The sequence below is a fragment of the Pseudomonas sp. S3_B11 genome, from assembly GCF_054667715.1.
In genome coordinates this window covers 5639717-5665947 of sequence record NZ_CP162749.1, presented here as the reverse complement: position 1 = coordinate 5665947, position 26231 = coordinate 5639717, and the positions used below count along the sequence as shown (strand labels likewise).

The 26231-nt window shown below is 60.8% G+C and carries 24 protein-coding genes and 1 pseudogene; 4 read left to right on the top strand and 21 right to left on the bottom strand.

Annotation, left to right across the window (positions count from 1 at the left end; all coding sequences use genetic code 11):
* Nucleotides 1–63: 63 nt before the first annotated feature.
* Together ptsP and AB4O22_RS25420 are read right to left on the bottom strand one after the other, a co-directional pair.
* Nucleotides 64–2343 (bottom strand): phosphoenolpyruvate--protein phosphotransferase, encoded by a 2280-nt coding sequence (ptsP, locus tag AB4O22_RS25425; RefSeq protein WP_003196632.1) that lies wholly within the window; start codon nucleotides 2341–2343, stop codon nucleotides 64–66.
* A gap of 22 nt (nucleotides 2344–2365) precedes the next feature.
* Nucleotides 2366–2845 carry an RNA pyrophosphohydrolase gene (locus AB4O22_RS25420; RefSeq protein WP_003186867.1) on the bottom strand — a complete coding sequence of 160 codons (480 nt, stop codon included), beginning with the start codon at nucleotides 2843–2845 and terminating at the stop codon, nucleotides 2366–2368.
* A 143-nt stretch (nucleotides 2846–2988) separates the two neighbouring features.
* Here AB4O22_RS25420 and AB4O22_RS25415 point away from each other — a divergent pair, with 143 nt between their 5' ends.
* Nucleotides 2989–3645 carry a histidinol-phosphatase gene (locus AB4O22_RS25415; protein WP_214511010.1) on the top strand — a complete coding sequence of 219 codons (657 nt, stop codon included), beginning with the start codon at nucleotides 2989–2991 and terminating at the stop codon, nucleotides 3643–3645.
* Between the two features lie 105 nt (nucleotides 3646–3750).
* Here the strand turns inward: AB4O22_RS25415 and AB4O22_RS25410 are convergent, their stop codons facing one another.
* Both AB4O22_RS25410 and ilvA read right to left on the bottom strand, forming a co-directional pair.
* Nucleotides 3751–4176 carry a DUF2269 family protein gene (locus AB4O22_RS25410; protein WP_223471172.1) on the bottom strand — a complete coding sequence of 142 codons (426 nt, stop codon included), beginning with the start codon at nucleotides 4174–4176 and terminating at the stop codon, nucleotides 3751–3753.
* Nucleotides 4177–4221: 45 nt separating this feature from the next.
* Nucleotides 4222–5736 carry a threonine ammonia-lyase, biosynthetic gene (gene ilvA / locus AB4O22_RS25405; RefSeq protein ID WP_223471170.1) on the bottom strand — a complete coding sequence of 505 codons (1515 nt, stop codon included), beginning with the start codon at nucleotides 5734–5736 and terminating at the stop codon, nucleotides 4222–4224.
* A 137-nt stretch (nucleotides 5737–5873) separates the two neighbouring features.
* On the opposite strand from ilvA, the gene rpiA reads away from it, so the two are divergent.
* Entirely contained in the window at nucleotides 5874–6548 is a 675-nt protein-coding gene (gene rpiA, locus AB4O22_RS25400) for a ribose-5-phosphate isomerase RpiA (RefSeq protein ID WP_431495701.1), read from the top strand.
* A gap of 157 nt (nucleotides 6549–6705) precedes the next feature.
* Here rpiA and AB4O22_RS25395 read toward each other — a convergent pair whose 3' ends face one another.
* The 4 genes from AB4O22_RS25395 to AB4O22_RS25380 all read right to left on the bottom strand — a co-directional run bounded on the left by AB4O22_RS25395 (nucleotide 6706) and on the right by AB4O22_RS25380 (nucleotide 11012).
* A complete protein-coding gene (locus AB4O22_RS25395; RefSeq protein WP_460097408.1) occupies nucleotides 6706–7620 on the bottom strand; it encodes an SdiA-regulated domain-containing protein in 915 nt (304 codons plus the stop codon).
* Nucleotides 7621–7741: 121 nt separating this feature from the next.
* Nucleotides 7742–8674: an SdiA-regulated domain-containing protein gene (locus tag AB4O22_RS25390; RefSeq protein WP_460097407.1), complete on the bottom strand. Its 933-nt coding sequence runs from the start codon at nucleotides 8672–8674 to the stop codon at nucleotides 7742–7744.
* Nucleotides 8675–8909: 235 nt separating this feature from the next.
* On the bottom strand, nucleotides 8910–9575 hold the full coding sequence (locus AB4O22_RS25385) for a fumarylacetoacetate hydrolase family protein (protein ID WP_223471164.1): 666 nt from the start codon (nucleotides 9573–9575) through the stop codon (nucleotides 8910–8912).
* A gap of 42 nt (nucleotides 9576–9617) precedes the next feature.
* Nucleotides 9618–11012 (bottom strand): FAD-binding oxidoreductase, encoded by a 1395-nt coding sequence (locus AB4O22_RS25380; protein ID WP_223471162.1) that lies wholly within the window; start codon nucleotides 11010–11012, stop codon nucleotides 9618–9620.
* 205 nt (nucleotides 11013–11217) lie between these two features.
* Here AB4O22_RS25380 and serA point away from each other — a divergent pair, with 205 nt between their 5' ends.
* Nucleotides 11218–12447 (top strand): phosphoglycerate dehydrogenase, encoded by a 1230-nt coding sequence (gene serA / locus AB4O22_RS25375; RefSeq protein WP_003186856.1) that lies wholly within the window; start codon nucleotides 11218–11220, stop codon nucleotides 12445–12447.
* Nucleotides 12448–12563: 116 nt separating this feature from the next.
* Here serA and AB4O22_RS25370 read toward each other — a convergent pair whose 3' ends face one another.
* The gene (locus AB4O22_RS25370; protein ID WP_003196642.1) at nucleotides 12564–12989 is read right to left on the bottom strand and encodes a DUF4399 domain-containing protein; all 426 of its coding nucleotides are present in this window, start codon (nucleotides 12987–12989) and stop codon (nucleotides 12564–12566) included.
* A gap of 133 nt (nucleotides 12990–13122) precedes the next feature.
* On the opposite strand from AB4O22_RS25370, the pseudogene AB4O22_RS25365 reads away from it, so the two are divergent.
* Nucleotides 13123–13688, top strand: a pseudogene (locus AB4O22_RS25365) (transporter substrate-binding domain-containing protein).
* An 83-nt stretch (nucleotides 13689–13771) separates the two neighbouring features.
* Here the strand turns inward: AB4O22_RS25365 and AB4O22_RS25360 are convergent.
* The 12 genes from AB4O22_RS25360 to AB4O22_RS25305 form a co-directional block, all read right to left on the bottom strand.
* Nucleotides 13772–14401, bottom strand: coding sequence for a class I SAM-dependent methyltransferase (locus AB4O22_RS25360; RefSeq protein WP_460097405.1), 630 nt, complete (start codon nucleotides 14399–14401; stop codon nucleotides 13772–13774).
* 101 nt (nucleotides 14402–14502) lie between these two features.
* Nucleotides 14503–15147, bottom strand: a complete 645-nt coding sequence (locus AB4O22_RS25355) for a methionine ABC transporter permease (protein WP_003196648.1) — start codon at nucleotides 15145–15147, stop codon at nucleotides 14503–14505.
* Nucleotides 15137–16261, bottom strand: a complete 1125-nt coding sequence (locus AB4O22_RS25350) for a methionine ABC transporter ATP-binding protein (RefSeq protein ID WP_013692036.1) — start codon at nucleotides 16259–16261, stop codon at nucleotides 15137–15139. Before AB4O22_RS25350 ends, AB4O22_RS25355 begins: the two co-directional genes overlap by 11 nt.
* Before the next feature lies 1 nt (nucleotide 16262).
* Nucleotides 16263–17072: a MetQ/NlpA family ABC transporter substrate-binding protein gene (locus AB4O22_RS25345; protein WP_046065254.1), complete on the bottom strand. Its 810-nt coding sequence runs from the start codon at nucleotides 17070–17072 to the stop codon at nucleotides 16263–16265.
* A 37-nt stretch (nucleotides 17073–17109) separates the two neighbouring features.
* Nucleotides 17110–18468 carry an LLM class flavin-dependent oxidoreductase gene (locus AB4O22_RS25340; RefSeq protein ID WP_460097404.1) on the bottom strand — a complete coding sequence of 453 codons (1359 nt, stop codon included), beginning with the start codon at nucleotides 18466–18468 and terminating at the stop codon, nucleotides 17110–17112.
* A complete protein-coding gene (locus tag AB4O22_RS25335; RefSeq protein ID WP_003196655.1) occupies nucleotides 18468–19661 on the bottom strand; it encodes an SfnB family sulfur acquisition oxidoreductase in 1194 nt (397 codons plus the stop codon). Before AB4O22_RS25335 ends, AB4O22_RS25340 begins: the two co-directional genes overlap by 1 nt.
* A gap of 23 nt (nucleotides 19662–19684) precedes the next feature.
* The gene (locus AB4O22_RS25330; RefSeq protein WP_460097402.1) at nucleotides 19685–20926 is read right to left on the bottom strand and encodes an SfnB family sulfur acquisition oxidoreductase; all 1242 of its coding nucleotides are present in this window, start codon (nucleotides 20924–20926) and stop codon (nucleotides 19685–19687) included.
* A gap of 389 nt (nucleotides 20927–21315) precedes the next feature.
* Complete coding sequence (locus tag AB4O22_RS25325) at nucleotides 21316–22086, bottom strand: hypothetical protein (protein ID WP_223471155.1); 771 nt, start codon at nucleotides 22084–22086, stop codon at nucleotides 21316–21318.
* A gap of 446 nt (nucleotides 22087–22532) precedes the next feature.
* The gene (tcyN, locus tag AB4O22_RS25320; protein ID WP_223471154.1) at nucleotides 22533–23294 is read right to left on the bottom strand and encodes an L-cystine ABC transporter ATP-binding protein TcyN; all 762 of its coding nucleotides are present in this window, start codon (nucleotides 23292–23294) and stop codon (nucleotides 22533–22535) included.
* A gap of 3 nt (nucleotides 23295–23297) precedes the next feature.
* A complete protein-coding gene (gene tcyL, locus AB4O22_RS25315; protein WP_079301476.1) occupies nucleotides 23298–23963 on the bottom strand; it encodes a cystine ABC transporter permease in 666 nt (221 codons plus the stop codon).
* Complete coding sequence (gene tcyJ, locus AB4O22_RS25310) at nucleotides 23963–24763, bottom strand: cystine ABC transporter substrate-binding protein (RefSeq protein ID WP_223471153.1); 801 nt, start codon at nucleotides 24761–24763, stop codon at nucleotides 23963–23965. Before tcyJ ends, tcyL begins: the two co-directional genes overlap by 1 nt.
* A 236-nt stretch (nucleotides 24764–24999) precedes the next feature.
* Nucleotides 25000–25998: a D-cysteine desulfhydrase gene (locus AB4O22_RS25305; protein WP_460097759.1), complete on the bottom strand. Its 999-nt coding sequence runs from the start codon at nucleotides 25996–25998 to the stop codon at nucleotides 25000–25002.
* Nucleotides 25999–26231 lie beyond the last annotated feature (233 nt).

Below are 26231 nucleotides of genomic sequence, written 5' to 3'. Positions count from 1 at the left end.
GTGAACACATATTTTGTGAACAACCGAGATCCCCTGTGGGAGCGAGCTTGCTCGCGATAGGGGTCAGAGGGTCTTGTTCGAAGCCGGATTGATCATCCGCGCCAACCCAAGGTTCTTCAGCGCCAGTTGCAAGGAGCTGTGGATTACTTGCGGGTTGTCGATGGTCATCACCTCCGCGAGCAATTCCTGGGCCTTGCTGAGGTTGATCTGGCGCAGCATCCACTTCACTTTCGGCAGGTTGGTGGCGTTCATCGACAAGCTGTCGAACCCCATCGCCATCAGCAGCACTGCCGCCGCCGGGTCGCCGGCCATTTCGCCGCAGATGCTCACCGGCTTGCCTTCGGCATGGGCATCACGCACCACGTTCTGCAAGGCTTGCAGCACCGCCGGGTGCAGGTAGTCGTACAGGTCGGCGACTCGTGGGTTGTTACGGTCCACGGCCAGCAGATACTGGGTCAGGTCGTTGGAACCCACCGACAGGAAGTCCACCTGCCGCGCCAGTTCCTTGGTCTGGTACACCGCTGCCGGAATCTCGATCATCACCCCGACCGGCGGCATCGGCACGTCGGTGCCTTCGTCGCGCACCTCGCCCCAAGCCCGGTGGATCAGGTGCAGGGCTTCTTCCAGTTCATGGGTGCCGGAGATCATCGGCAACAGGATGCGCAGGTTGTTCAGGCCTTCGCTGGCCTTGAGCATGGCGCGGGCCTGGACCAGGAAGATTTCCGGGTGGTCGAGCGTCACGCGAATACCGCGCCAGCCGAGGAACGGGTTGTCTTCCTTGATCGGGAAGTAGGACAAGGACTTGTCGCCGCCGATGTCCAGGCTGCGCATGGTCACCGGTTGCGGGTGGAACGCGGCCAGTTGTTCGCGGTAGATCGCCAGCTGTTCCTTTTCGCTGGGGAAGCGCTGGTTGATCATGAACGGCACTTCGGTGCGGTACAGGCCCACACCTTCGGCGCCACGTTTCTGCGCCCGGGCCACGTCGGCCAGCAGGCCGGTGTTGACCCACAGCGGCATGCGGTGGCCGTCGAGCGTCACGCACGGCAGGTCCCGCAGCGCATCCAGGCCCAGGGACAGTTGCTTTTCTTCCTCGACCACATCGGCAAACTGCTTGCGCAGCACGTCGCTGGGGTTGGTGTAGACCTCGCCGTGGTAGCCATCGACGATCATCTGGATGCCGTCGACCTTGGAGTACGGCAGGTCCACCAGGCCCATCACCGTCGGGATGCCCATGGCCCGGGCCAGGATCGCCACGTGGGAGTTGCCCGAACCCAATACCGAGACCAGCCCCGCCAGCTTGCCTTCGGGCACTTCGCCGAGCATGGCTGGGGTCAGCTCTTCGCTGACCAGGATGGTGTTGTCGGGGTAGACCAGGGTCTGCTGGCGCTCTTGCTGCAAGTAGGCCAGCAACCGGCGGCCAAGGTCCTTGACGTCCGAGGCCCGCTCGCGCAGGTAGGCGTCGTCCATCAGTTCGAAACGGTTGACGTGGTCGGTCACCACCTGGCGCAGTGCGCCCTGGGCCCACTGGCCGGTCTTGATGATGGTGGTCACTTCGCTGCCCAGGGAGGCATCGTCGAGCATCATCAGGTAAACGTCGAACAGCGCGCGCTCTTCAGGGCGCAACTGCGTCGCCAGCTTGGCCGACAGGGCGCGCATGTCGGCGCGCACGCCTTCGATGGCGGTCTTGAACAAGCCCAATTCGGCGTCGATATCGGTGATGGTCTTGTCTGGCACCACGTCCAGGTCGGCGGGCGGCAACATGACCACCGCCGTGCCCACCGCCGCGCCCGGTGAACCCGGTACGCCGACGAACTTGGCTTCCTGGATGCCCTTGCCCTGTCGACCCAGGCCGCTGATCGAGCCGGTGGCCTCGGCGTGGGCGATAACCCCGGCCAGTTGCGCGCTCATGGTCACGAGGAAGGCTTCTTCACCCTCATCGAACTGGCGGCGTTCTTTTTGCTGGATGACCAACACGCCGACAACGCGGCGGTGGTGGATGATCGGTGCGCCGAGGAACGAGGCATAGCGCTCTTCGCCGGTTTCGGCAAAGTAGCGGTAGCGCGGGTGATCCGCAGCGTTTTCGAGGTTCAGGGGTTCTTCGCGTGTGCCGACCAGACCGACCAGGCCTTCATTGGGGGCCATGCTGACTTTGCCGATGGAGCGCTTGTTCAAGCCCTCGGTGGCCATCAGCACGAAACGATTGGTCTCGGGATCCAGCAGGTAGACCGAGCAGACCTGGCTGCCCATGGCCTCTTTGACACGCAATACAATAATCCCCAACGCCGCCTTGAGATCCTTGGCGGAGTTAACTTCCTGGACGATCTTGCGCAGCGTATTGAGCATGGCTCGGGGTCGAACTCCGTCGTCAGTCGCGCGTCAGCAGGCGCGGGGCAAGCTCTTTGAGAGCGCGTCGGTACACTTCGCGCTTGAATGTCACCACCTGGCCCAACGGATACCAATAGCTGACCCAGCGCCAGCCATCGAACTCCGGTTTACCGGTCAAATCCATCCGCACCCGCTGCTCGTTGGAGATCAGGCGCAGGAGAAACCATTTCTGCTTCTGGCCGATGCACAGCGGTTGGCTGTGCGTCCTGACCAGGCGTTGCGGCAAACGATAGCGCAACCAGCCTCGGGTGCAGGCGAGTATTTCGACATCTTCTCGCTCAAGCCCCACTTCTTCGTTCAACTCGCGGTACAAGGCCTCTTCCGGCGTCTCCTGGGGGTTGATCCCGCCCTGGGGAAACTGCCAGGCGTCTTGATTGATACGGCGAGCCCATAGCACCTGCCCTGCATCATTCGTAAGAATGATCCCCACATTGGGGCGGAAACCATCGGGGTCGATCACGGCAACAACCTCGCAAACGCATGTCGCCGCATTGTTCCACAAAGGTTGTGAAAGCAGCAACGAGCCCGCCTAGCTTATGTGCACTCTTGTGAAAAGTCCGTATTCTGGACGCCTTTCTTCAGATTTTTCAGCGAGTAACTGCAATGCGGCTGGCTTTATTCGACTTGGACAACACATTGCTGGGCGGCGACAGCGACCACGCGTGGGGCGATTACCTGTGCGAGCGCGGTTTCCTGGACGCTGTGACCTACAAGGCACGCAACGACGAGTTCTACCAGGATTACCTGGCCGGCAAGCTCGACAACGCCGAGTACCTGAATTTTTGCCTGGAAATTCTCGGTCGTACCGAAATGCACGTGCTGGCCCAGTGGCACCTGGACTACATGCGCGACTGCATCGAGCCGATCGTCTTGCCCCAGGCCATAGAATTGCTGGAAAAGCACCGTGACGCCGGCGACAAGCTGGTGATCATCACCGCCACCAACCGCTTTGTCACCGGGCCGATTGCCGAGCGCCTGGGCGTCGAAACCCTGATCGCCACCGAGTGCGAGATGATCGACGGGCGCTACAGCGGGCGCAGCACGGATGTCCCGTGCTTTCGCGAGGGCAAGGTGACCCGGCTGAATCGTTGGCTGGAAGAAACCGGGCATTCGCTCGACGGCAGCTATTTCTACAGCGACTCGATGAATGACTTGGCGCTGCTGGAGGTGGTGACGCATCCGGTGGCGGTGGATCCGGATCCGAACCTTCGGGCCGAGGCCCAGAAGCGGGGTTGGCCGGTGATTTCGTTGCGCGGCTGAAACAGCTATCGCGAGCAAGCTCTCTCCCACAAGGGGTTGTGCGATCGATGCAAATCCCCTGTGGGAGCGAGCTTGCTCGCGATGAAGCCAACCCGGTCCCAGGTCTTAAACCGGCTTGGCCCCCATCAACCCCGCAATGGCGATAAAGCAGACAACGCTGAACAGCGCCAAGGCAAAGGTAAACTTCCCGCTACCTCCCGGCGTCTTGCGCAATTTGTTCAGTCGCACCACCAGCCAGAACCCCGCCAGCGCCGCCACGGTGTAGAGCACGCTGGAAGCCAGCAGCCAGGTCTGCCCCAGCGACCAGCCAACCTGATGCACCATCCACCAGCCCGTGAAGGGCAGGCTTGCCAGTGCCAGGATCATCACCAGCCAGATGAACAGCCGCGGACGTTGCAGCGTGCGCGCCGCCGCCGTGGCATCGCCGTTGCGGCGCGTGCGCCAGACCCAGACGGCCAGCCCCAGGGCACCCGCCAGCAGCAGTACGGTGGCGATGACGTGAGCGATCTTCAGCGCAGTCAATGTTTCCATTGTTGGATTTTCCTCAAGTCTTGCTCACAGCCTAGCCCGGCTTTATCAACCCAGGAACAGTTGATAGGCCGGGTTATCGCTTTCATCCCAGTACGGGTAGCCGATTTCTTCCAGGGCGGCCGGCACCAGGTGGCGCTCATCGTGCGGCACCTGCAGCCCGGCGACTACACGGCCATCCGCCGCGCCATGGTTGCGGTAGTGGAACATCGAGATGTTCCAGCGCCCGCCCAGCTTGTTGAGGAAGTTGAACAGCGCACCCGGTCGTTCCGGGAATTCGAAGCGCAGTACCACTTCGTCGATGACATGTGCCGCATGTCCGCCGACCATGTGGCGAATGTGCAACTTGGCCAGTTCGTTGTCGGTCAGGTCCAGCACGGGGAAGCCTTGTTCGGTCAGGCTGGCGATCAGCGCGCTGCGCGGGTCGTTTTCCGGATGGGTCTGCACGCCGACGAAGATGTGCGCTTCGCTGCCGGTGTTGTAGCGATAGTTGAATTCGGTGATCTGGCGCTTGCCGACGGCTTCGCAGAACGCCTTGAAGCTGCCCGGTTTCTCGGGGATGGTCACGGCGATGATCGCTTCGCGGCCCTCGCCCAGTTCGGCGCGTTCGGCAACGTGGCGCAAGCGATCGAAATTGACGTTGGCGCCGGAGTCGATGGCCACCAGGGTCTGGCCGCTAATGCCTCGTGACTCGACGTACTTCTTGATCCCGGCCACGCCCAGGGCGCCGGCAGGTTCGGTGATCGAGCGGGTATCGTCGTAGATATCCTTGATGGCCGCGCAGATCTCGTCGGTGCTGACGGTGATGACTTCGTCCACGTAGTGCTTGCAGATATCGAAGGTGTGCTGGCCGATCTGCGCCACGGCGACGCCGTCGGCGAACAGCCCGACGGTCGGCAGGATTACGCGCTCGCCAGCGGCCATCGCCGCTTGCAGGCAATTGGAATCGTCCGGCTCGACGCCGATGATCTTGATGTCCGGGCGCAGGTATTTCACGTAGGCCGCGATCCCGGCAATCAGCCCGCCACCGCCCACCGGGACGAAGATCGCATCCAGGCGTCCCGGGTGCTGGCGCAGGATTTCCATCGCCACGGTGCCCTGCCCGGCAATGGTGTGGGGATCATCATACGGGTGGATGTAGACGTAGCCTTTTTCGTCGACCAGTTTCAGCGAATAGGCCAGGGCTTCGGGGAACGAGTCACCGTGCAGCACCACCTTGCCGCCACGTGAGCGCACGCCTTCGACCTTGATTTCCGGGGTGGTCTTGGGCATCACGATGGTGGCCTTGACGCCCAGCACCTTGGCCGCCAGGGCCAGGCCCTGGGCGTGGTTGCCTGCCGAAGCCGTGACCACGCCGCGTGCGCGCTCTTCGTCGCTGAGCTGGGTCAGCTTGTTGTAGGCCCCGCGAATCTTGAACGAGAACACCGGCTGCAAGTCTTCGCGTTTGAGCAAAATGCTGTTGCCCAGCCGCTCGGAGAGCTGGCGAGCGGTCTGCAGCGGGGTTTCTACGGCAACGTCGTAAACGCGCGAGGTGAGGATCTTTTTGACGTACTGTTCAAGCATCGGAAAGCATCACTGAGCGGGTTGGGCAGGGCCAAGGAGTCTAACCCGGCTTTTAGCTGGGCGACCACACGAATCCCAAGGTTTTGTTGGGTTATACTCGCGCCCCTCTTTACTTCCTGCCCGCTTTCGGAGCCCGCATGACCCAGGATCAACTCAAACAGGCCGTGGCCCAGGCCGCCGTCGACCTCATCCTCCCGAAGCTGGATGACAAGAGCGTCGTCGGGGTTGGCACCGGCTCTACGGCCAATTGCTTCATCGACGCGCTGGCGCAACACAAGGGCGCGTTCGACGGCGCGGTCGCCAGCTCCGAAGCAACCGCCGCGCGCCTCAAGGGCCACGGGATCCCGGTGTACGAGCTCAACACCGTGAGCGACCTGGAGTTCTACATCGACGGCGCCGACGAAAGCGACGCGCACCTGAACCTGATCAAGGGCGGTGGCGCGGCCCTGACTCGCGAGAAGATCGTCGCGGCCGTGGCCAAGACCTTCATCTGCATCGCCGACGCCAGCAAGCTGGTGCCGGTGCTTGGCGCGTTCCCATTGCCAGTGGAAGTCATCCCGATGGCCCGCAGTCATGTGGCCCGCGAACTGGTGAAACTGGGCGGCGACCCGGTGTATCGCGAAGGCGTGCTGACCGATAACGGCAACATCATCCTCGACGTGCACAACCTGCAGATCACTAACCCGGTGGAACTGGAAGGCCAGATCAACGCCATCGTGGGCGTGGTCACCAACGGTTTGTTCGCGGCACGTCCGGCGGATGTACTGCTGCTGGGGACCCCTGAAGGGGTGAAGACCCTGCGAGCTGAATAAACCGGGCGATCAGTTATTGGATTCAACACCGGACCCTGTGGGAGCGAGCTTGCTCGCGATGGCGGTATGTCAGTCGATACCTTCATGGCTGATACACCGCTATCGCGAGCAAGCTCGCTCCCACATTGGGTTTTTGTGGTAGTTCAGGGTAAGTGGATCAAGGTTGTGACTTCTTGAACACGTAGAACAGATTCGGCTCGCTCACCAGATACAGGTTGCCATCGTCGTCCATGGCGAGGCCTTCGGCCTGGGGCACGGTTTTTTGCAGGCCCTGGCGGCCCTTGCTCAACGACAGCGTGCTCAATGGCCGGCCGTCGATATCCAATTCGATAATCAACCGCGACTCCTCGGACAGCGCCAGTAAATGGCCGCTGCGTTCGTCGTATTGCAGGCTTGAGAGGTCGCGTACGAACAGCCCGGCATCGCGCTTGGGGTTGTTGATCACATGAACTGCATAGGACTTTTCCGGATTGTGGTGAGGAAACCCATGCACTTCATAAATCAGCATCGGGTCGCGTTCCTTCGCCACGAACAGGCGTTTGCCTACCGAATCGTAGGCCAGTCCTTCGAACCCCTTGTTGCCGCTCATATGCACGCCCAGGGTCATCTGTTCGGCTTCGGCGGCGTCGAGGAATTGGGTGTCGTCTTCCAGGCGAATCTTGATCAGCCGCTGCTGGCGCTCGTCGGTGATGACGTAGATGTCTTCGCTGATGAATTCCACCGCCTCCGGATCGCCAAAGCCGATCAGGGCAATGCGCCGCAGGATCTTGCCATCGAGTGACAGCTCGATCAGCTCGGAATTCTGGTTGGTAACTGTAAACAAGCTCTTGCGTACCGGATCGAACGTCAGCGCCGAAACGTCATCGTTCAAGCCTTCGATTACCTGTGCCTCGACTGTGACCTGGTATTGGTCCAGTGCGATGGCTTGCTCGTTGATGGGTTTGAAGAGGGTGTTGACGTTGAACCAGGCGCGCTCGAACAGGCGCAGGTGCTGGCCAGCGGCGATCAGGAAGATCAGCGCCAGCGTCAGCAGTATCAGGATCAAGGGTTTTGGGCGGGCGAGTCGACGCATGTCAGGGTGGGCTCGGATAAGAACAGGTGCGTGGAAATACCACGGCTGCCTGAACTGAAGCTTAATGGCTGTGTGCCACACCCTACAACGAAGGAAGATTTATCCCACAGAGTTAGTGCTGTCAGCGCTGTTTTTCGAAACGATAGAACAGATTCGGCTCGCTGACCATGTACAGATTGCCGGCCTCATCGACGGTGACGCCTTCGGCACGAGGGATTGTGTCTTTCAAACCGTTGAAGCCGCCCAGCAAGGTCATGAAGCTGACCTGCTCGCCTTTTTCGTCCAGTTCCAGCAACAGATGCGAGTCGGCCGAAAGCACCAGCATGTGCCCGGTGCGCGGATCGATCGCCAGTGCCGAGAGGTTGCGCAGGTCCAGTTCATTGCTGACATGGATCTGCTTGTCGCCCTTGAGCGACTGGCTGCCATCGCTTTTCCAGGTGAACAGCGCTGGCGGGCGTTCCTCTCCGAGCACCAGTTGCTGGTTGCGTGGGTCCCAGACGATCGCTTCGAACCCTTTGTTCTGGTTCTTGGATGGGCCGAGATCATAGTGGGGGAAGTCGGCGTTGTTCAGTTCGCGGGTATCGACACCAACGTGGACGATGGTCAGCGTGTGATTGCGTTCGTCGGTGATCGCCAGCAGGCCGTTTTCCATATAAGCCACGCCCTCGGGGTTGCTCCAACCCACCAACGGCATCTTGCGCAGCACATCGCCTTGCAGGGTCAGTTCCACCAGGAACGGGTTTTTGCCCATGACGGCGAACAGGGTCTTGGTCTGCGGGTTGTAGGTCACGTCAGACGCCTCGTCCTTCTCCATGCCGGGTAGTGGCTTGGCGTCGATCACGGCGCGGTAGTCTGGCAGCCAGATGCTCGCCTGGCGCTCGGCTGGGCTCTGGAAGCGTTCCGATAGCCAAAGCAGGCCGCGGTCGTCCCAATGCATCGCAAACGCCAGGCCATAGGCAGCGGCCACCGCCAGCAGCGACCAGGCATACCAGGGCAGGGCGAAGCGGGAGCGGCGGGCAGGTTTGGTGGCGGACAGTGCTTGGGGTTTGGCCATCGGGGAATGCGTTCCAGAAAATTCGGCTAGGGGAGTGGCTGGCTCAGATGCCGCATTCCCCGGAATTATCCGGATGGCATGTGAAAAAAACGATAAATGATGGGGTGGAACTCAACCCATCCCCTGTGGGAGCCGAGCTTGCTCGCGATAGCGGTGTATCAGCCAACATCAATGCTGGATGTGATGGCTTCATCGCGAGCAATCTCGCTCCCACAGGGGGGCGCAGGTGTAGCCGTTAACGAACGCTGCCTTCGAAGCGGCTCGCCCCCGGCAACTCCAGTACCAGTTCATCGCCTGCATTCAGCGGCCCGACGCCCGCCGGGGTGCCGGTGAGGATCACGTCGCCGGCCTGCAGCGAGAAGCAGCCGGCCATGTATTGGATCATCGGCACGATGGGGTTGAGCATCAGGCTGCTGTTGCCGTCCTGGCGCACTTCACCGTTGATGGTCAGGCGAACGGGGATGTCGGCCAGGTCGGCAAAGGTGCCGCTCGACACGAACGGTGCGAGCACCGCCGCGCCGTCGAAGGACTTGGCCACTTCCCACGGCAGGCCCTTGGCCTTGAGTTCGGCCTGCTTGTCCCGCAGGGTCAGGTCCAGGGCCGGGGCGAAGCCGGAGATCGCGTCCAGTACTTCTTCAACGCTGGGCTTGGTGGACAGCGGCTTGCCGATCAGCACGGCGATTTCCGCCTCGTAGTGCACCGAGCCACGGTCGGCAGGAATGCTGAAACCGCCTTCCAGCGGTACCACGCAACTGCCCGGCTTGATGAACAGCAAGGGTTCGGTGGGCACCGGGTTATCCAGTTCCTTTGCATGTTCGGCGTAGTTACGGCCAATGCACACCACTTTCCCTACCGGGAAATGAATACGTGTACCGTCGACATACTGGTGCTGATAGCTCATTACCGACTCCTGCTTCTGGGATTCATCAGGTGTTTTTAGGCGTCAAATCGCGAAAATCTTGCCCGGGTTCATGATGCCGTTCGGGTCGAATACCGCCTTCACCGCTTTCATGTACTCGATTTCCACAGGTGAACGACTATAGGTCAGGTAGTCGCGCTTGGTCATGCCCACGCCGTGTTCGGCGGAAATCGAGCCGTTGTACTTCTCGACGGTTTCAAAGACCCATTTGTTCACGGTCGCGCATTTGGCGAAGAACTCATCCTTGCTCAGGTTTTCCGGCTTGAGGATGTTCAAGTGCAAGTTGCCGTCGCCGATGTGGCCGAACCAGACAATTTCGAAGTCCGGGTAGTGTTCGCCGACGATTGCGTCGATTTCCCGCAAGAAACCCGGAACCTTGGAGACGGTTACCGAGATGTCGTTCTTGTACGGCGTCCAGTGGGAGATGGTTTCGGAGATGTATTCGCGCAGCTTCCACAGGTTCTGCAGTTGGGTTTCGCTCTGGCTCATCACGCCATCCAGCACCCAGCCTTGCTCCACGCAATGCTCGAAGGTTTCCAGGGCGTGGTTGGCGACTTCCTCCGTGGTGGCTTCGAATTCCAGCAGGGCGTAGAACGGGCACTCGGTTTCGAACGGTGCCGGCACGTCGCCGCGACCGAGGACCTTGGCCAGGGCCTTGTCGGAGAAAAACTCGAAGGCGGTCAGGTCCAGCTTGCCCTGGAAGGCGTGCAGCACCGGCATGATCGAATCGAAGTCCGGCGTGCCGAGCACCATGGCGGTGAGGTTTTTCGGCGCACGGTCCAGGCGCATGGTGGCTTCGACCACGAAGCCCAGGGTGCCCTCGGCGCCGATGAACAACTGCCGCAAGTCGTAGCCGGTGGCGTTCTTGATCAGGTCCTTGTTCAGCTCCAGCAGGTCACCCTTGCCGGTGACGACCTTCATGCCCGCCACCCAGTTGCGGGTCATGCCGTAGCGAATGACCTTGATCCCGCCGGCATTGGTGCCGATATTGCCGCCAATCTGGCTGGAACCGGCCGAAGCGAAGTCTACCGGGTAGTAGAGGCCGTGTTCTTCGGCCTTGTTCTGCAGTTGTTCGGTGACCACGCCAGGCTGGCAGACCGCGGTGCGGTCGGTGAGGTTCACGTCGAGCACCTGGTTCATGTAGTCGAACGACACGACCACTTCGCCGTTGGCCGCCACGGCTGCGGCGGAAAGCCCGGTACGTCCGCCCGATGGCACCAGCGCGATTTTGTGCGCGTTGGCCCAGCGCACGATGGCCTGGACCTGTTCGGTGGTCTTGGGGAAGACGATGGCCGAAGGTGCAGGGGCAAAATGCTTGGTCCAATCCTTGCCGTAAGCGTTCAGGGAGTCGGCATCGGTCAAGACCTTGCCAGGCTCAACCAGGGTCTTCAGCTCATCTATCACGGCAGGATTGGTCATCGACAGAACTCTCGAACAATTCATGGTCATCCTGAGAACGCTTCACGTCGCAGGAATGAGTGTTTAGCGGGGTGCATATGCTAGCATACCGACCCCGCAGCGTAGTGCCCAACGGCTGTTCTGCGGCGACGGCTGTCACGCCGGTCGGGCCAGCATGCGCTGTCCGATTCCCTGCCATTTTTCTCCGGGACACAGGTTTACGCAGATGAGCAAGACTTCTCTCGATAAGAGCAAGATCAAGTTCCTTCTTCTCGAAGGCGTCCACCAATCGGCTGTCGACGTCCTCAAGTCGGCGGGCTACACCAGCATCGAGTACATCACCAGTTCTCTGCCGGAAGCCCAGCTCAAGGAAAAGATCGCCGATGCTCACTTCATCGGCATTCGCTCCCGTACCCAATTGACCGAAGAGATCTTCGACCACGCCAAGAAACTGGTGGCGGTCGGCTGCTTCTGCATCGGCACCAACCAGGTTGACCTCAATGCGGCGCGCGAGCGCGGTATCGCGGTGTTCAACGCGCCGTACTCCAACACCCGTTCCGTTGCCGAACTGGTGCTGGCCGAAGCGATCCTGCTGCTGCGCGGCATCCCTGAGAAGAACGCTTCCTGCCACCGTGGTGGCTGGATCAAGAGCGCGGCCAACTCCTTCGAAATCCGCGGCAAGAAGCTGGGTATCGTTGGCTACGGCTCGATCGGCACCCAGTTGTCGGTATTGGCTGAAGGCCTTGGCATGCAGGTGTTCTTCTACGACACCGTGACCAAGCTGCCGCTGGGCAACGCTACCCAGGTCAACAACCTGCACGAGTTGCTGGGCATGTCCGACATCGTGACCCTGCACGTCCCGGAAACCGCTGCCACCCAGTGGATGATCGGCGAGAAGGAAATCCGTGCCATCAAGAAGGGCGGGATCCTGATCAACGCCGCGCGTGGCACCGTGGTCAAGCTCGACGCCCTGGCCGACGCGATCAAGGACAAGCACCTGATCGGCGCCGCCATCGACGTGTTCCCGGTGGAGCCACGCTCCAACGACGACATCTTCGAAAGCCCGCTGCGTGGCCTGGACAACGTGATCCTTACTCCGCACATCGGCGGTTCCACCGCTGAAGCCCAGGCCAACATCGGCCTGGAAGTGGCGGAAAAACTGGTCAAGTACAGCGACAACGGTACCTCGGTATCGTCCGTGAACTTCCCGGAAGTGGCTCTGCCGGCACACCCTGGCAAGCACCGTTTGCTGCACATCCACGAAAACATCCCGGGTGTGATGAGCGAGATCAACAAGGTCTTCGCCGAAAACGGCATCAACATTTCCGGTCAGTTCCTGCAGACCAACGAGAAAGTCGGCTACGTCGTGATCGACGTCGACGCCGAATACTCGGATCTGGCGCAAGAGAAGCTGCAGCACATCAACGGCACCATTCGTTGCCGCGTGTTGTTCTAAGCAGGCCTGGCTTGCAATTAAAAACGGGAGCCCCGAAAGGGCTCCCGTTTTTTATTGCCTGACACCGGGGGCAACATGAAACCCACAGGTGTTTGTGTTGCGTCAGCCGGTGCGTGTTATTTCACGTTGACAGTGATTTTCTCGGACACGATCGACGGATCGAACGGCATATGGCCGGTGTCGCCCAGGATCAATTGCAAGGTGTGCTTGCCCGGGGTCAGTTTGATGGTGGCCTGGGTTTGTGCCTTGCCGAAGTGCATGTGGTTGGCGTCGTTTGGAATCGGCGCGCCGGCGGCAGGCAGTTTGTCGACATCGATCAGCAAATGGTGGTGCCCGGTGTTTTTGGTCATATCGCCGGCCGGAGCCAGGGAGATATCCTTGACGCCGAACTTGACCGTGAATTCCTGGGCGACGGTGGCGCCGTCTGCCGGGGAAACGATGAACACTTCTGCACCTTTGGGCGCCGGGGTCGCGGCGGTTGCCAGCATCGAAGCGCCCAGTAACAGGCCGGTCAACGCGGCACGAGACATAAAGCTTTTCATTTTTTTCTCCAGTTTTTCCATGAAATCCGCCTGGCCATGACAACTTCATGACCAATCGTTGTCGAAGCCTGCAACAACCATAGCAAAGCGAGCCTGAAACGAGCGTCGCTTGTATAAATACAAAGGAGTGACCATGCGCTTTCTGCCTGGCCTGATTTGCCTGCTACCCCTTTTGAGTCCCCTGGCTCATGCCGAACTGATCGATGACATCAATGACCGTGGCGAACTGCGCATTGCCCTCGAGGCCAACACCGCGCCCTTCAACTTCAAGGAAGACGGCAAACTCACTGGTTTCGAAGTGGAACTGGGCGAAATGCTTGCCAGTGAGCTCGATGTACGCCCCGACTTCGTGGTCACCGATGCCGGCGACCTGATGAGCGGGGTGGAGAGCGGCAAGTACGACGTCGCCATCAACCACATAGCAATGACCCCGGAACTGGCGGAACGTTTCGACACCAGCGCCGTTTACAGCCATCCGGATGCACAACTGCTGGCGAGCAAGGATGAGACGCCACGCCCGTTGGTCATGGCGCAGTCATTCCAGCCAGAAAAAAGAGCGAGCCGGCGCCGAGCCTGGTGATTCCGTTCCAGAAGGGCAACCCGGCGTTCAAGGCCAGCCTGGACAACGCCCTGGCGCGTATCAAGGATGACGGGCGGTTGGAGAAGTTGTCGCAGAAGTGGTTGGGTAAGCAGGAGTGAAGCCTTTCAGGCGATGAGGCCATGGCGCTTCATTGGCCAATACACCGCCATCGCGAGCAAGCTCGCGATGGCGTCTTCAAATGTTAAGCAGGTTTACGCCAGACACTCGCCAACCAAGGCTGTTGCTCCCGCGGCAGCCCAGCCGGTCGGTAGTAATGCTCCAGTTCCACGAAGCCTGCGTCGCCAAGCAACGTGCGCCAGGCCGCGAGGTCGTGGTAGGCGCCGAAGCGCTGGCCGTTCCAGCCCTCCTGGTTTTCGCCTCGCGGGTTTGAGCTGAACAGCGCGCCGCCGGGCTTGAGCGTGGCGTGCAGTTGCTTGAGCACTCGAGGCAGTTCCTGGACGGGCACATGAAACAGCACCGCGTTGGCGAAAATCCCGTCAAAGCGCTCTGCCGGCAGGTCGAGTTCCAGGAAGTCCTGTTGCCACACTTCACAGCCGCTGTCCTGGCGCGCCATCCGGGCAAACTCTTCTGAACCGTCGAGGCCGACCGCGACATGGCCCATGGCCGCGAATGTGCGCAGGTCGCGCCCCGGGCCGCAGCCCAAATCCAGGATGTGCAGCGGTGCCTCGCCCTGGATATGGCGCAGCAAGGCGTCGATGTTCTGGCTGACATCGTGATCGCGGGTGCCTTCGCGAAAGCTTTCTGCCACGGCGTTGTAATGGCCCAGGGTCGTGGCGGTGATGGCGTGCAGGTCTTCGGTGGTGTGTTTCATGATTGAGGGCTTGAGTGGGGAGCGTCAGGTGACTATACCGCAAGCCCTCTGGTCTGCCTGTGGGAGCAAGCTTTGCTCCCACAGGTCAACTGCTTCCCCGGTCAGCGCTTGTTCAAGCCGCGCGCCAGGCGGTCGCCACCCAACTGGATCACTGCCACCAGCGCCACCAGCAACACGATCACCGTGAGCATGATCTGGCTGTCGAATCGCTGGTAGCCGTACCGGTAGGCGATGTCGCCCAGGCCGCCGGCACCGATCGCTCCGGCCATGGCCGAAGAGTTGATCATGGTCACCAAGGTGATGGTAAAACCGCCCACGATGCCCGGCAGCGCTTCGGGCAGCAATACATGCCAGACAATGTGCCAGCGTCGGCAACCCATGGCCTGGGCCGCTTCGATCAGACCATGGTCAACCTCCCGCAGGCTGACTTCGGCGATGCGGGCAAAGAACGGTGTGGCGGCGATGGTCAGCGGTACTACCGCTGCCCACACGCCATAGGTGGTACCGACGATCAGCCGGGTGAACGGGATCAACGCCACCATCAGAATCAGGAACGGTATCGAGCGGAACAGGTTCACGAACGCGCCCAAGGCCCGGTTCAAGACCGGCGCTTCATAGATCCCGCCCTTGCCGCTGGTCACCAGGATCACCGCCAGCGGGATGCCCGCCAACAACGCGATCAGCGACGACACGCCGACCATCAGGAACGTGTCGATGAAACCCTGCAACAGCCGATCAAACCACATAACCCAGCACCTCTACCCGTTGCGCCCAATTGCCCGCCCGTTGCCGCAGTTCCTCGGCGCCCCACGACGAACCGCTCACGGCCAGTAGCAATTGCCCCAGCCCGTGGCCCTGAATTCGCTCGATGCCGCCGTGCAACAGTCGCACCCGCCCACCGAGGGCGCTGAACAAAGCGGCGAGATCCGGCTCTTCACGATCTATGCCGGTGAATTGCAGGCGCAGCACAATGGCGGCATCCGCCGATGCCGGCTGCGTCTGCAAGCGGTTTTGCAGTTCTTCCGGTATCGCGTGTTGCAACGGTGCCAGCAGTGTTCGACTGACCTCGTGTTGCGGGTTGCCAAACACTTCCCAGACCGGCCCCTGCTCGACGATCCGCCCTTGCTCAAGCACCACGACCCGGTCGCAGACTTCGCGAATCACCGCCATTTCATGGGTGATCAACACGATGGTCAGGCCCAACCGCTGGTTGATTTCGCGCAGCAGGCCGAGGATCGATTGTGTGGTCTCCGGGTCCAGGGCCGAGGTGGCTTCATCGCACAACAAAATCTGCGGGTCATGCACCAGTGCCCGGGCAATCCCCACCCGCTGTTTCTGCCCGCCCGAAAGTTGCGCCGGATAGGCTTTGTGCTTGCCTTGCAGGCCGACCAGTTCCAGCAGCTCGCGAACTTTGCGCTGGCGTTGCTCCTTGGGCACGCCGGCGACTTTCAGCGGCAGCTCAACGTTCTGCCACACGGTCTTGGCCGACATCAGGTTGAAGTGCTGGAAGATCATGCCGATGCGCCGACGCAGTTCCACCAGGCGGTCTTCATCGAACTCGCCGATGTCTATCTGATCGATCAACACCCGGCCACTGGTGGGTTGTTCGAGGCGGTTGATGGTGCGGATCAGCGACGACTTGCCGGCGCCGCTGCGGCCGATGATGCCGAACACCTCGCCGCGCTGGATCGCCAGGTCGATGCCTTGCAGCGCGGCCACCGGACCCTGGGCACCGTTATAGGTCTTGCCCAGGCCGATGAAGCGCACATGGGCACGGTTGAGCTCCGGATGCAGTTCGGTGTGTTCGGCGCTCTGGGGCGTGGGGGCTTCGTGTCGGAGTCGAGCGTTGACGGCGTTCATGTCAGCTTTCCCAGCCGGCTTGGTAGAGCTTGCCGTGGGCCTTGTCCAGGGCGGCGCGCACGGCTGGCGAGTGTTGGTAGATGTCGACGAACTTGATCAGCCGTGGATCGTTCTTGCTCTTGGGCTGGATCACGAACTGAATCACGTATTCCTTGTGATCGAGGCCGTCGAACAGCAAGGCGGAGCTGGCGTCGAAGGTCTTGGCCAGGCGAATGTAGGCGGGATAACCCTGCACCAGGTCGGCGTCTTCATAAGCGCGCACCAACTGCACGGCTTCGACCTGCAGGATCTTGAGCTTCTTCGGGTTGGCGACGATGTCGTCTTCGGTGGCCTTGTAGCCGACGCCCGGCTTGAGGCTGATCAACCCGGCCTTGGCCAACAGTTGCAGGCCGCGACCGCTGTTGATCGGGTCGTTGGCAATGGCGACGCTGGCGCCTTCTGGCAGTTCGTCGAAGCTTTTGTACTTTTTCGAATAGAGGCCGACGTTGTTGATGATCCCCGGCGCAAAGGGCACCAGATCGAACCCGGCGGCGGCCTTGGCATTTTCCAGGAACGGGATGTGCTGGAAGTAATTCACGTCGATATCACCGGAGGCCAGGCTGACGTTGGGCGCGATCCAGTCGCTGAACTCTACCAGCTCGACTTTCAAGCCTTGCTTGCCGGCTTCTTCGACGGCCGCTTCCAGGGGAATGGCGAACGCGGCGGTGGTGCCGATTTTCAACGGCGCATCGGCGGCAAACAGCGCCGAGCTGAACAGGCCGAGGGCCAGGGCCAGGGTTTTGACTGGCAGGGTCAGGAAGTGCTTGGTCATGTCGGGTATTCCAGTCATTAGTGGATAAGTCACAGGGTCAGTGCCGGTAGGTCGAGCCAGTGTGTTGTTCGGGTAGATGAGCTTCTGCGTGAAACAGTTTTTCGCGCAGGGTGCCGTTGTCGTATTCGGTCTTGTACGAGCCCCGTCGCTGCAACTCGGGGATCACCAGGTCGATGAAGTCCACGTAGCTTTGCGGCGTGACGATGCGGGTCAGGTTGAAGCCATCGAGGCCGGTTTCGGCGATCCAGGACTCCAGCTCGTCGGCCACTTGTTCGGGCGAACCGACCACCGTGATGTAGCGACCGCCCAGGGCGTGTTGCTCGAGCAATTTGCGCCGGGTCCAGTCGTTGTTCTGCAAGGTCTTGGTGGCGGACTGGATAGCGTTGCTCTTGACGTACTGGATCGGTTCGTCCAGTTCGTACTGGGAAAAATCGATCCCCGTCGATGCGGAAAAATGCGCCACGCCAGCCTCGGCGCTGGCGTAGCTCAGGTACTCGGCATGCTTGGCCCAGGCGGCCGCTTCGGTCTCGCCGACGATCACGTTCAGGCCCATGAACACCTTGATGTCCCCGGGGTTGCGCCCGGCCTCTACGGCGCTGGCGCGGACCTTGTCCACCTGGGCCTTGGTCGCCGGTTTGTTCTGGCCGCTGATGAACACGCACTCGGCATGCCGTCCGGCGAACAGCAGGCCGCGCTCGGAGCTGCCGGCCTGGAACAGCACCGGTGTGCGCTGGGGCGAGGGTTCGCACAGGTGATAGCCCTCGACCTGGTAGAACTCGCCCTGGTGCCGGACCTTGTGCACTTTTTCCGGCCGGGCATAGATCCGCTGCACGCGGTCATTGAGCACTGCGTCGTTTTCCCAACTGCCCTCCCACAGTTTGTAGAGCACTTGCAGGTATTCGTCGGCCTGGTCGTAGCGGCGGTCATGCTCGACTTGCGCGGTCAGGCCCATGGCTTTGGCGGCGCTGTCCAGGTAGCCGGTGACGATGTTCCAGCCGACCCGGCCGCGACTCAGGTGGTCGAGGGTGCTCATGCGTCGGGCGAACAGGTAGGGCGGTTCGTAGGTCAGGTTGGCGGTGAGGCCGAAGCCGAGGTTTTTCGTCACGGCGGCCATCGCGGACACCAGCAGCAACGGGTCGTTGACCGGCAGCTGGATCGACTCCTTGAGCGTGACGTCCACCGACTGTTGGTACACGTCATAGACCCCGACGATGTCGGCGATGAACAACCCGTCGAACAATCCGCGCTCGAGCAATTGCGCCAGGGCGGTCCAGTATTCGATCGTATTGAACTGGGTCGACGTGTCCTGGGGATGGGTCCACAGGCCGTGATTGATGTGCCCGATGCAGTTCATGTTGAACGCGTTGAGCAGGATCTTTTTCTTGCCGGCCGCCATCAGATGGTCCCCCGCAGCGGCGGTTTTTCATCGTTGAGGTAGAAGTTGCCCACCGCGTGGTATTTCCAGCGCACCGGGTCATGCAGGGTGTGCACCCGGGCGTTGCGCCAGTGGCGGTCAAGGCCATGTTCGGCCAGGGTCGCCTGGCTGCCGGCCAACTCGAACAGCGTGCTGCCGGCGGCCAGGGAAATCTCGGTGCTGATGGCGCGGGCTTCGGCCACGGCAATCGAGGCAGCGGCGACTGTGTCGGCCCGGGTGTCGGCCTGTGCTCGGTCGAGAAACTCACCAGCGCGCTCCAAGAGGGCTTCGGCGGCGTGCAGGCGGATGCTCAGTTGGCCGAAACTCTTGAGGGTGTGCGGGTCTTCTGTGGCGACGTCGCTGGTGGCGTCGATCCAGGGGCGGGTTTTATTGCGGACAAAATGCAGGGCGTCTTCGTAGGCGGCGCGGGCGATGCCGGTGTCGATGGCGGCGTGAAGAATCTGCGCCAGCGGCCCTACCGGTGTGGGGCGTTCGAAGGCGCTCTGGAAGGGCACGATGTCGGCGGCGGCGACATACACGTCTTCGAACACCACCGAACCACTGCCCGTGGTGCGCTGGCCAAAACCGCTCCAGTCGTCGATCACCGTCAGGCCTTGGCTGCTGCGAGGGACGAACGCCAGTTGTTGCACGCCGTTTTCGTCCACCACCGATGTGGGGATGCGCTGGGCGTAGATCGCGCCCGTGGCGTAGAACTTGCGACCGTTGATGCGATAGCCCTCGCCGTCGCGGCGCAGTTGGGTGATGCGGTCATGGGCAGTCTTGGTGCCAAGTTCGGCCAGGGCATTACCAAAGCGCTGGCCGGCGAGTACTTCGGCGTACAAGCGTTGTCTTTGCGCTTCAGTGCCGTTTACCCGCAGCACTTCCAGGGCATAGAAATGATTTTGCGGAATTTGCCCCAGCGAGCCGTCGGCCTGAGAAATCAGCGCGATGACTTTGGCCAGGGTGACGTTGGAAACACCGGCGCCGCCATAGGCCTTGGGCACGCTGATGCCCCACAGGCCCGAGCGGGAGAAGGCCTCCAGTTCCGGGTACGGCAGGCGGCGCTCGCGGTCGCGCAGGGCGCTGTCGCGCTTGAAGTCATCGGCCAGGTCGCTGGCTACGATCAGGGCTTGTTCATCGCTGGTGATCACCGCGACGTGTTGAGAAAACGTCATGTACTGCTCCAGAGGTCGGGTCGTCAGATCCAGGAATGGCGGGCCGGCAAGGTGCCGTTCAGGTGGTAGGCGCCTACCGCGTGATACTTCCAGCGCACCGGGTCGTGCAGGGTGTGGACCCGTGCGTTGCGCCAGTGGCGATCGAGGTTGAATTCGGCGAGGGTGGCGCGGCTGCCGGCCAGCTCGAAGAGTTTTTCACTGGCTTGCAGGGCGATCTCGGTGGTGAGCACTTTGGCCTCGGCCACGGCAATCGAGGCGCGGGCGGCCGATTGCGCCGTGATGGGGGCGGCACTGACCTGGTCCAACACCTGTCCGGCCTTGCGCAGCAAGGCTTCGGCGGCGTGCAGTTCGATTTTCAGTTTGCCAATGTCGGCGATCACGTAGAGGTCGTCACTGGCTCGGTCGACCTTGGCATCGATCCAGGGCCGGGCCCGTTCACGGACGAAGGCGATGGCGTCGTCGATGGCGCCACGGGCGATACCCGCATCGATGGCGGCCTGGATCAGTTGGGAAATCGCGCCTTGCACGCCGGGTGTTTCGTTGATGCGCCAGTTATCCAGCACCAAGTCGGCATCCACCCGCACATTGTTCAGCAGCACGGTACCGCTGGCGGTGGTGCGCTGGCCGAACCCCGACCAGTCGTCGACGATCCGCAGGCCCGGGGTGCCGCGCCGCACGAATGCCAGCACCTGCCGGCCCTCGTCATTCAGCGCCTTGACCGCGACCCAATGGGCAAACAGCGCGCCGGTGGAATAGAACTTCTGGCCGTTGATGACAAGCCCGTCACCGTCGGCGGTGATCCGAGCCTTGAGCTCAAGGGTATTGCGAGTACCGCGTTCCGGACCGGCGTTGCCGATGCGCCAGCCTTCAAGCACGCTCTGCAAGAGGATTTTTTTCTGCCGTTCGGTGCCGGTGCCGAGAATCAGCTGGAGTACGCCGAACTGGTTTTGCGGGATCTGCCCGAGGGCCGGGTCAGCGGCGGAAATGATTGCGAAGACGTCGGCCAGGGTGACGAACGAAACCTGTGGGCCGCCGTATGCCCGGGGGATGGCGATGCTGCCCAATCCGCTGCGGGTGAATTGCTCGATTTCTGCCCAGGGCAGCTTGCGTTGCTGGTCACGACGGGCGGCCTGCTGACGGGCGACCTGCGCCAGTTCATGGGCAGCTTTGATGGCCTCGGTATCGTTGCGCAACACCTGTGCGGGCAACAACAGCGGTGCGATGTCCAGGTCGCTCTGGACTTTTGCTTGCGCCAGATCCGACATTACAGCCACTCCGTGGCTGCAGGCAGTGTCTTGGCGTACTGCACTGTGGTGATTGTGTTTCGTTCCATACCCACCTCACATCTCAAGAAACGCCGCGATGAATGCGGCGAGCGAAAATCAAGAATGTCCGGTGGTCCGGTGCATATACCCTAAGCGTGTATAAATTATTTTTGAACTAACTTTTAGGAATATGTATAGGTTGGATTTAAATGGGCGGCTGTACGCTCACTTGGGGCGAAGCGGCTTTTGTGGTGAGGGAGCTTGCTCCCGCTATGCGGGAGCAAGGCTTGCCCGCGATGGACGCGATGCGGTCTTGCAGAATCGAGGCGCCTGTTTCGCGAGCAAGCTCCCTCGCCACAAAAGCGTCCCTCGCAAAAGTGTCTCCCGTATCAAGGCCTTTTGCGGTGCGGCTCGGCCGCCATGAGGGCTTCTTTCGGCGGTTTTTTCAGGTACGGATTGGCGCAACCGATCTTCAATGTCCGTGGCGGTGCCCAGTGGGAGTTGTTGCCCACACGGTCGAGGATGCAGTAGGTCACTTCCAGGCGCAGGTCTTCTCCTGCCTCCAGGATGATCTGCGGCGGGACCCAGATATTGATTGGCTGGCCGACCTCGCTGGCGGTGACGGCAGGCAGGTCCATGCGCACATCACCCCAGCGCAGGGTCACGGCATCGCCGGCGGCCATGTTCAGGTAGGGCTCGATGGTCAGCGGTACACCGCGCTTGATCTGGTTGGGGTTCACCCCTTGGCGTCGGATAGTGCCGGGAATGCGCACTGGCGCCAGGCCCTGGTTTTCATCGCCGCTCAGGGCCGACGGCTGCCCGCCGGGGCAATCGAGCTTCGCATGTACCCGTTGCTTGGCGGATAGCGCCGGCCCACGTCCGACCTGCATCACCCGATAGTGGATGCGCGAGGTTCCATCGACGATGAAACTCTCCGGGACCCGCAGGGTGACGCTGTCTTGCACATCGGCCCGCGACAACAAGCGCGAGCCGACGTAGCAGTTGTCCCAGAACAGTTCGATCAGGTCACCTGAGTCCATACCAGGGTAGGGCGCAATGGCAACCTCCAGGTGAGCGGCGTTGGCGATATTGATGCCGGTAGGGTGGGCATTGGCCAGGGTGGGGGCGGCCAGTTCAGGACTCTTCGACTTACATGTCATGGTGTTCTCCTTGATGCTTGAAAACGAAGTCCGTTTGATCAAAGGCGCTTGATAATCGCGACATATTTTATTTGTGCAGTCATAGAGGCTGGCTAAGCTTAGTCACTGCGCAGAACTAAAATAATGTGCATCGCCTATTGCTCACTAGATAATGTCTCAGTAGTTTCAGTGTCAATAGAGGAACTTGCTTAATAATTAATTGTGAAAGGCTTCAGAAACATCCTACGCGTCAAAGTTAATAATGCGCGGCGCCGCACGCCTTTTTCCTAGGCTTGCCAGTTTTCAAAAAATGGGTGCGCAAGGGCACTGGAGACTGAAGTGGAAAGATGCTTGGGCGACGGGGAGTGTTACGAGAAGTTGTATATGACGCACATGAACACAGTGCGAGTTGTTTCTTTTGCAGCGGTCCCACTTCCTTCCCTGGAAGTGATAATGCTAAGAATAACTTACTGGGCGCCGTGCCCGGCGGAAAGGATCTTGCTGAGGAACTGTCGCGTGCGTTCTTCCTTGGGGGCTGCAAACAAGGCCTTGGCTTCGCCTTGTTCGACGATCACGCCTTTGTCGAAAAACACCACGCGGTTGGCCACGTCCCGGGCGAAGCCCATTTCGTGGGTCACGATGACCATGGTGCGTTTTTCTTCGGCCAAGCCGCGAATGGTTGCCAGCACCTCGCCCACCAGTTCCGGATCGAGGGCCGAAGTCGGTTCGTCAAACAGGATCACCGCCGGTTCCATCGCCAACGCCCGGGCAATCGCCACGCGCTGTTGCTGGCCGCCGGAAAGACGCCGTGGATAGGCGTCCTCCTTGCCGGCCAAGCCGACCTTGGTCAAGAGCTTGCGTCCCAGGGCTTCGGCTTCCGCGCGCGGAATCTTTTTCACCACCAGCGGGCCTTCGATCACGTTCTCCAGCGCGGTGCGATGGGGAAACAGATTGAAGTTCTGGAACACAAAGCCCACCTGCTGGCGCAAACGGCGCACCAGGTTCTGCTGTTGGTTCAGCGGACGACTGCCATCGATCTCGATGTCGCCGACCTTGATCCGGCCGCTGTTGGGCTCTTCGAGGAAGTTCAAGCAGCGCAGGAAGGTGGTCTTGCCCGAGCCGCTGGGGCCGATGATCGCAACCACTTCGCCTTCTTCGATCTTCAAGTCGATGCCGTTGAGCACCACCTGGCCCTTGAACTGCTTTGTCAGTTTTTCCACGACAATCATGGGTCAGGACTCCTGGTCATGCCGATTGACCCGGGCTTCCAGGCGGTTCTGCACATGTGCAAGAACGCTGATCAGAAACCAATAGATCAATGCGGCAGACAGATACATGGCGAATATTTCAAAGGTGCGGGCGGAAACCAACTGTGCCTGCCGGAGCAACTCAGGGACCTGGATGGTGGCCGCCAACGAGGTGTCCTTCACCAATGACGTGAAGCTATTGCCCAGTGGAGGCAAGGCGGTACGCATGGCCTGCGGCAGGATAGCTCGACGTAACGTCTGCACGCGGGTCATACCGATGCTGGCAGCCGCTTCCCACTGACCGCGTTCGATGGAACTGATAGCGGCTCGCAGGGTTTCGCAAATGTAGGCGGCCATGTTCAACGAGAGGCCAATCAGCGCTGCGGGTATCGCGTCCAGCTCGATGCCCACTTGCGGCAAGCCGTAATACATCATGAACAGTTGCACCAGCAACGGCGTGCCGCGAAAGAACGATACGTATACTCGGGCGATCCAGCTCAGCGTCTTGAACCGCGACAAGCGCATCAATGCCAGGCCAAAGCCGAGCAGGAAGCCAAAAAACATCCCGCCCAGGCTCAAGCCCACCGTGAAGTACACGCCCTGAAGCAGGAAGGGCGTGGAGTCCAGGATAAGTTGTAACTTTGCTTCCATTATTGGGTGACGTCAGCGTTGAAATATTTCTCGGATAGCTTTTTGAGGGTGCCATCCGCGCGCAGTTTTTCAATTGCCTTGTTCACCGCTGCCAGCAACTCCGGTTCGTCTTTGCGCAGGGTCACACCCGCTTCCTGACGAGAAAATGCGTCGCCGGCAACCGCGGTGTCCGGGGCTTTTTTCGCGAGTTCAAACGCGGCGAGGCGGTCCACCAGAATCGCATCGATCCGTCCGATACGCAGGTCCTGATATTTGGTCGGATCGTCTTCATAGGTCCGGATGTCGGCTTTTGGCACGTTATCCTTGAGCCATTGTTCGTAGTTGGTACCCAGGCCTACACCGACCTTCTTGCCAGCCAGGTCGGCTGCCGCCTTGATATTGAGTTTTTCTTCGTTCTTCTTCAGGACCAGCGCCTGAATACCAGAGACGGTGTAAGGCGCAGAAAAATCGTACTTTTTCTTGCGCTCTTCGGTAATGGTGACCTGGTTGATGACGGCGTCCAGACGCTTGGACTCCAGCGCAGCGAGGATGCCATCCCACTTGGTCGTTTGCAGTTTGACCTTCACGCCCAGCTCCTTGGCCAGGGCTTCGGAAAACTCCACTTCGAAACCGGCCAGCTTGCCGTCGGCGTCGACGAAACTGAACGGTGGGTAAGTGCCTTCCAGGCCGACGTTGATCACGCCTGCATCCTTGATTTTCTGCAGCTGCTCACCGGCAACTGCTTGCCCCAACAACCCGGCGCTCAATGCCAGGCCCAGCGAACCTACCAACAGGTTGCGACGTAATGCGGAAAAATTCATGACAAGCCCCTGTGTTTTCTTATGAAGAGGTTATTTTGGCTGAGATAAGGCGTAGCCGCGATCCGAAAAGATTGCCACATCCTGCCTTAAAGCAGCTTGGGCGTCTCGCGGCAAATGCGCCTGCGGCGAGACTATAGGATGGCTTTTATAGATTGGAAAATAATATTAAACAAAGCACATATGTCTATTTGGAATGACTGCTTGTGGGAGCAAGCTCGCTCCCACAGAAGTCTCCACTAAGCCTGGAACGCCGCGCTGTAGGCAAACAACGCCGGTGCGCCGCCGGTGTGCAGGAAGATGATCGGGCCTTCGTCGAAACGGTCGCGACCCATGCCGTCGAGCAGGCCGGCCATGGCCTTGCCGGTGTAGACCGGATCGAGCAGCAGCCCTTCCTGGCTGGCCAGCAGCTTGACCGCCGCCAGTGTCCCGGCGTTGGGTTCGCCGTAGCGGGGGGCGAAATATTCGTCCCAGAGGTTCACTTTGAACGCCTCCGGAAGGGCGACTTCGAGCAACGCTGCCGTGCGCTCGGCCAGGCCCTGGACCTTCGGAAACTGGTCCTCCTCGCTGCGCGAGACCGTGACGCCGATGACAGGCAGCGCCGGCAGGGCTTCGCTCAGCGCCAGCGCCAGGCCGCTGTGGGTGCCGGCACTGCCCGAGGCCAGTACCACGGCGGCGAATTCAATCCCGGTGTCCTTGATCTGCTCGGCCAGTTCCAGGCCGGCGCGCACATAACCCAGCGCGCCCAAGGCGTTCGAACCTCCAATCGGCACCAGGTAGGGTTTTTTCCCGTTGCTGCGCAGGCGACCGGCCAGGGCCTGCAGCTGCTCATCGGCGTTGTCCAGGTTGTCCACCAACTCGACCTTGGCGTCGAACAATTCCAGCAGCAGCCGGTTGCCGTTACCCAGGTAATTGCTGTCTTCGGTGTCGATGGGGTTTTCCAGCAAGGCCACGCAGCCCAGGCCCAGCTTCGCGGCGAGGGCGGCGGTCTGGCGCACATGGTTGGACTGGATCGCCCCGGCGGTGATGAGGGTATCGGCGCCTTGGGCGATGGCATCGGCGGCCAGGTATTCGAGCTTGCGCAGTTTGTTGCCACCCATGGCCAGGGGCGTCAGGTCATCACGCTTGATATAGATGTCCCGGCCGAGCCAGGTGGAGAGACGGTCGAGTTTTTCCAGTGGTGTCGGATGGCCGAGCAGGTCGAGACGGTTAAAGCGAGACAGCTGTTCTTTGATCATGGGTCCGTACTGGTTGTAGGCGATGTCTGGACTATAGGCACGCGGATATTCATGGGCAACCGGCATGTGGGAACGAGCTTGCTCGCGATGGCGGCCTGACATTCAACATCTTCATTGACTGCTACACCGCTATCGCAAGCAAGCTCGCTCCCACAGGGGCTTGGCGCCAGTGAACGAATGCTCTCCTGGCAACGTCATACCCTCCCGTAGGCTAGTGTAGGAAGCGTGCCGTC

Excerpts from the sequence above, each read along its gene's own strand:
- ptsP (WP_003196632.1), bottom strand. The coding sequence starts at position 2,343 with ATGCTCAATACGCTGCGCAAGATCGTCCAGGAAGTTAACTCCGCCAAG.
- AB4O22_RS25415 (WP_214511010.1), top strand. The coding sequence starts at position 2,989 with ATGCGGCTGGCTTTATTCGACTTGGACAACACATTGCTGGGCGGCGAC.
- AB4O22_RS25410 (WP_223471172.1), bottom strand. The coding sequence starts at position 4,176 with ATGGAAACATTGACTGCGCTGAAGATCGCTCACGTCATCGCCACCGTA.
- ilvA (WP_223471170.1), bottom strand. The coding sequence starts at position 5,736 with ATGCTTGAACAGTACGTCAAAAAGATCCTCACCTCGCGCGTTTACGAC.
- rpiA (WP_431495701.1), top strand. The coding sequence starts at position 5,874 with ATGACCCAGGATCAACTCAAACAGGCCGTGGCCCAGGCCGCCGTCGAC.
- AB4O22_RS25395 (WP_460097408.1), bottom strand. The coding sequence starts at position 7,620 with ATGCGTCGACTCGCCCGCCCAAAACCCTTGATCCTGATACTGCTGACG.
- AB4O22_RS25390 (WP_460097407.1), bottom strand. The coding sequence starts at position 8,674 with ATGGCCAAACCCCAAGCACTGTCCGCCACCAAACCTGCCCGCCGCTCC.
- AB4O22_RS25385 (WP_223471164.1), bottom strand. The coding sequence starts at position 9,575 with ATGAGCTATCAGCACCAGTATGTCGACGGTACACGTATTCATTTCCCG.
- AB4O22_RS25380 (WP_223471162.1), bottom strand. The coding sequence starts at position 11,012 with ATGACCAATCCTGCCGTGATAGATGAGCTGAAGACCCTGGTTGAGCCT.
- serA (WP_003186856.1), top strand. The coding sequence starts at position 11,218 with ATGAGCAAGACTTCTCTCGATAAGAGCAAGATCAAGTTCCTTCTTCTC.
- AB4O22_RS25370 (WP_003196642.1), bottom strand. The coding sequence starts at position 12,989 with ATGAAAAGCTTTATGTCTCGTGCCGCGTTGACCGGCCTGTTACTGGGC.
- AB4O22_RS25360 (WP_460097405.1), bottom strand. The coding sequence starts at position 14,401 with ATGAAACACACCACCGAAGACCTGCACGCCATCACCGCCACGACCCTG.
- AB4O22_RS25355 (WP_003196648.1), bottom strand. The coding sequence starts at position 15,147 with ATGTGGTTTGATCGGCTGTTGCAGGGTTTCATCGACACGTTCCTGATG.
- AB4O22_RS25350 (WP_013692036.1), bottom strand. The coding sequence starts at position 16,261 with ATGAACGCCGTCAACGCTCGACTCCGACACGAAGCCCCCACGCCCCAG.
- AB4O22_RS25345 (WP_046065254.1), bottom strand. The coding sequence starts at position 17,072 with ATGACCAAGCACTTCCTGACCCTGCCAGTCAAAACCCTGGCCCTGGCC.
- AB4O22_RS25340 (WP_460097404.1), bottom strand. The coding sequence starts at position 18,468 with ATGGCGGCCGGCAAGAAAAAGATCCTGCTCAACGCGTTCAACATGAAC.
- AB4O22_RS25335 (WP_003196655.1), bottom strand. The coding sequence starts at position 19,661 with ATGACGTTTTCTCAACACGTCGCGGTGATCACCAGCGATGAACAAGCC.
- AB4O22_RS25330 (WP_460097402.1), bottom strand. The coding sequence starts at position 20,926 with ATGTCGGATCTGGCGCAAGCAAAAGTCCAGAGCGACCTGGACATCGCA.
- AB4O22_RS25325 (WP_223471155.1), bottom strand. The coding sequence starts at position 22,086 with ATGACATGTAAGTCGAAGAGTCCTGAACTGGCCGCCCCCACCCTGGCC.
- tcyN (WP_223471154.1), bottom strand. The coding sequence starts at position 23,294 with ATGATTGTCGTGGAAAAACTGACAAAGCAGTTCAAGGGCCAGGTGGTG.
- tcyL (WP_079301476.1), bottom strand. The coding sequence starts at position 23,963 with ATGGAAGCAAAGTTACAACTTATCCTGGACTCCACGCCCTTCCTGCTT.
- tcyJ (WP_223471153.1), bottom strand. The coding sequence starts at position 24,763 with ATGAATTTTTCCGCATTACGTCGCAACCTGTTGGTAGGTTCGCTGGGC.
- AB4O22_RS25305 (WP_460097759.1), bottom strand. The coding sequence starts at position 25,998 with ATGATCAAAGAACAGCTGTCTCGCTTTAACCGTCTCGACCTGCTCGGC.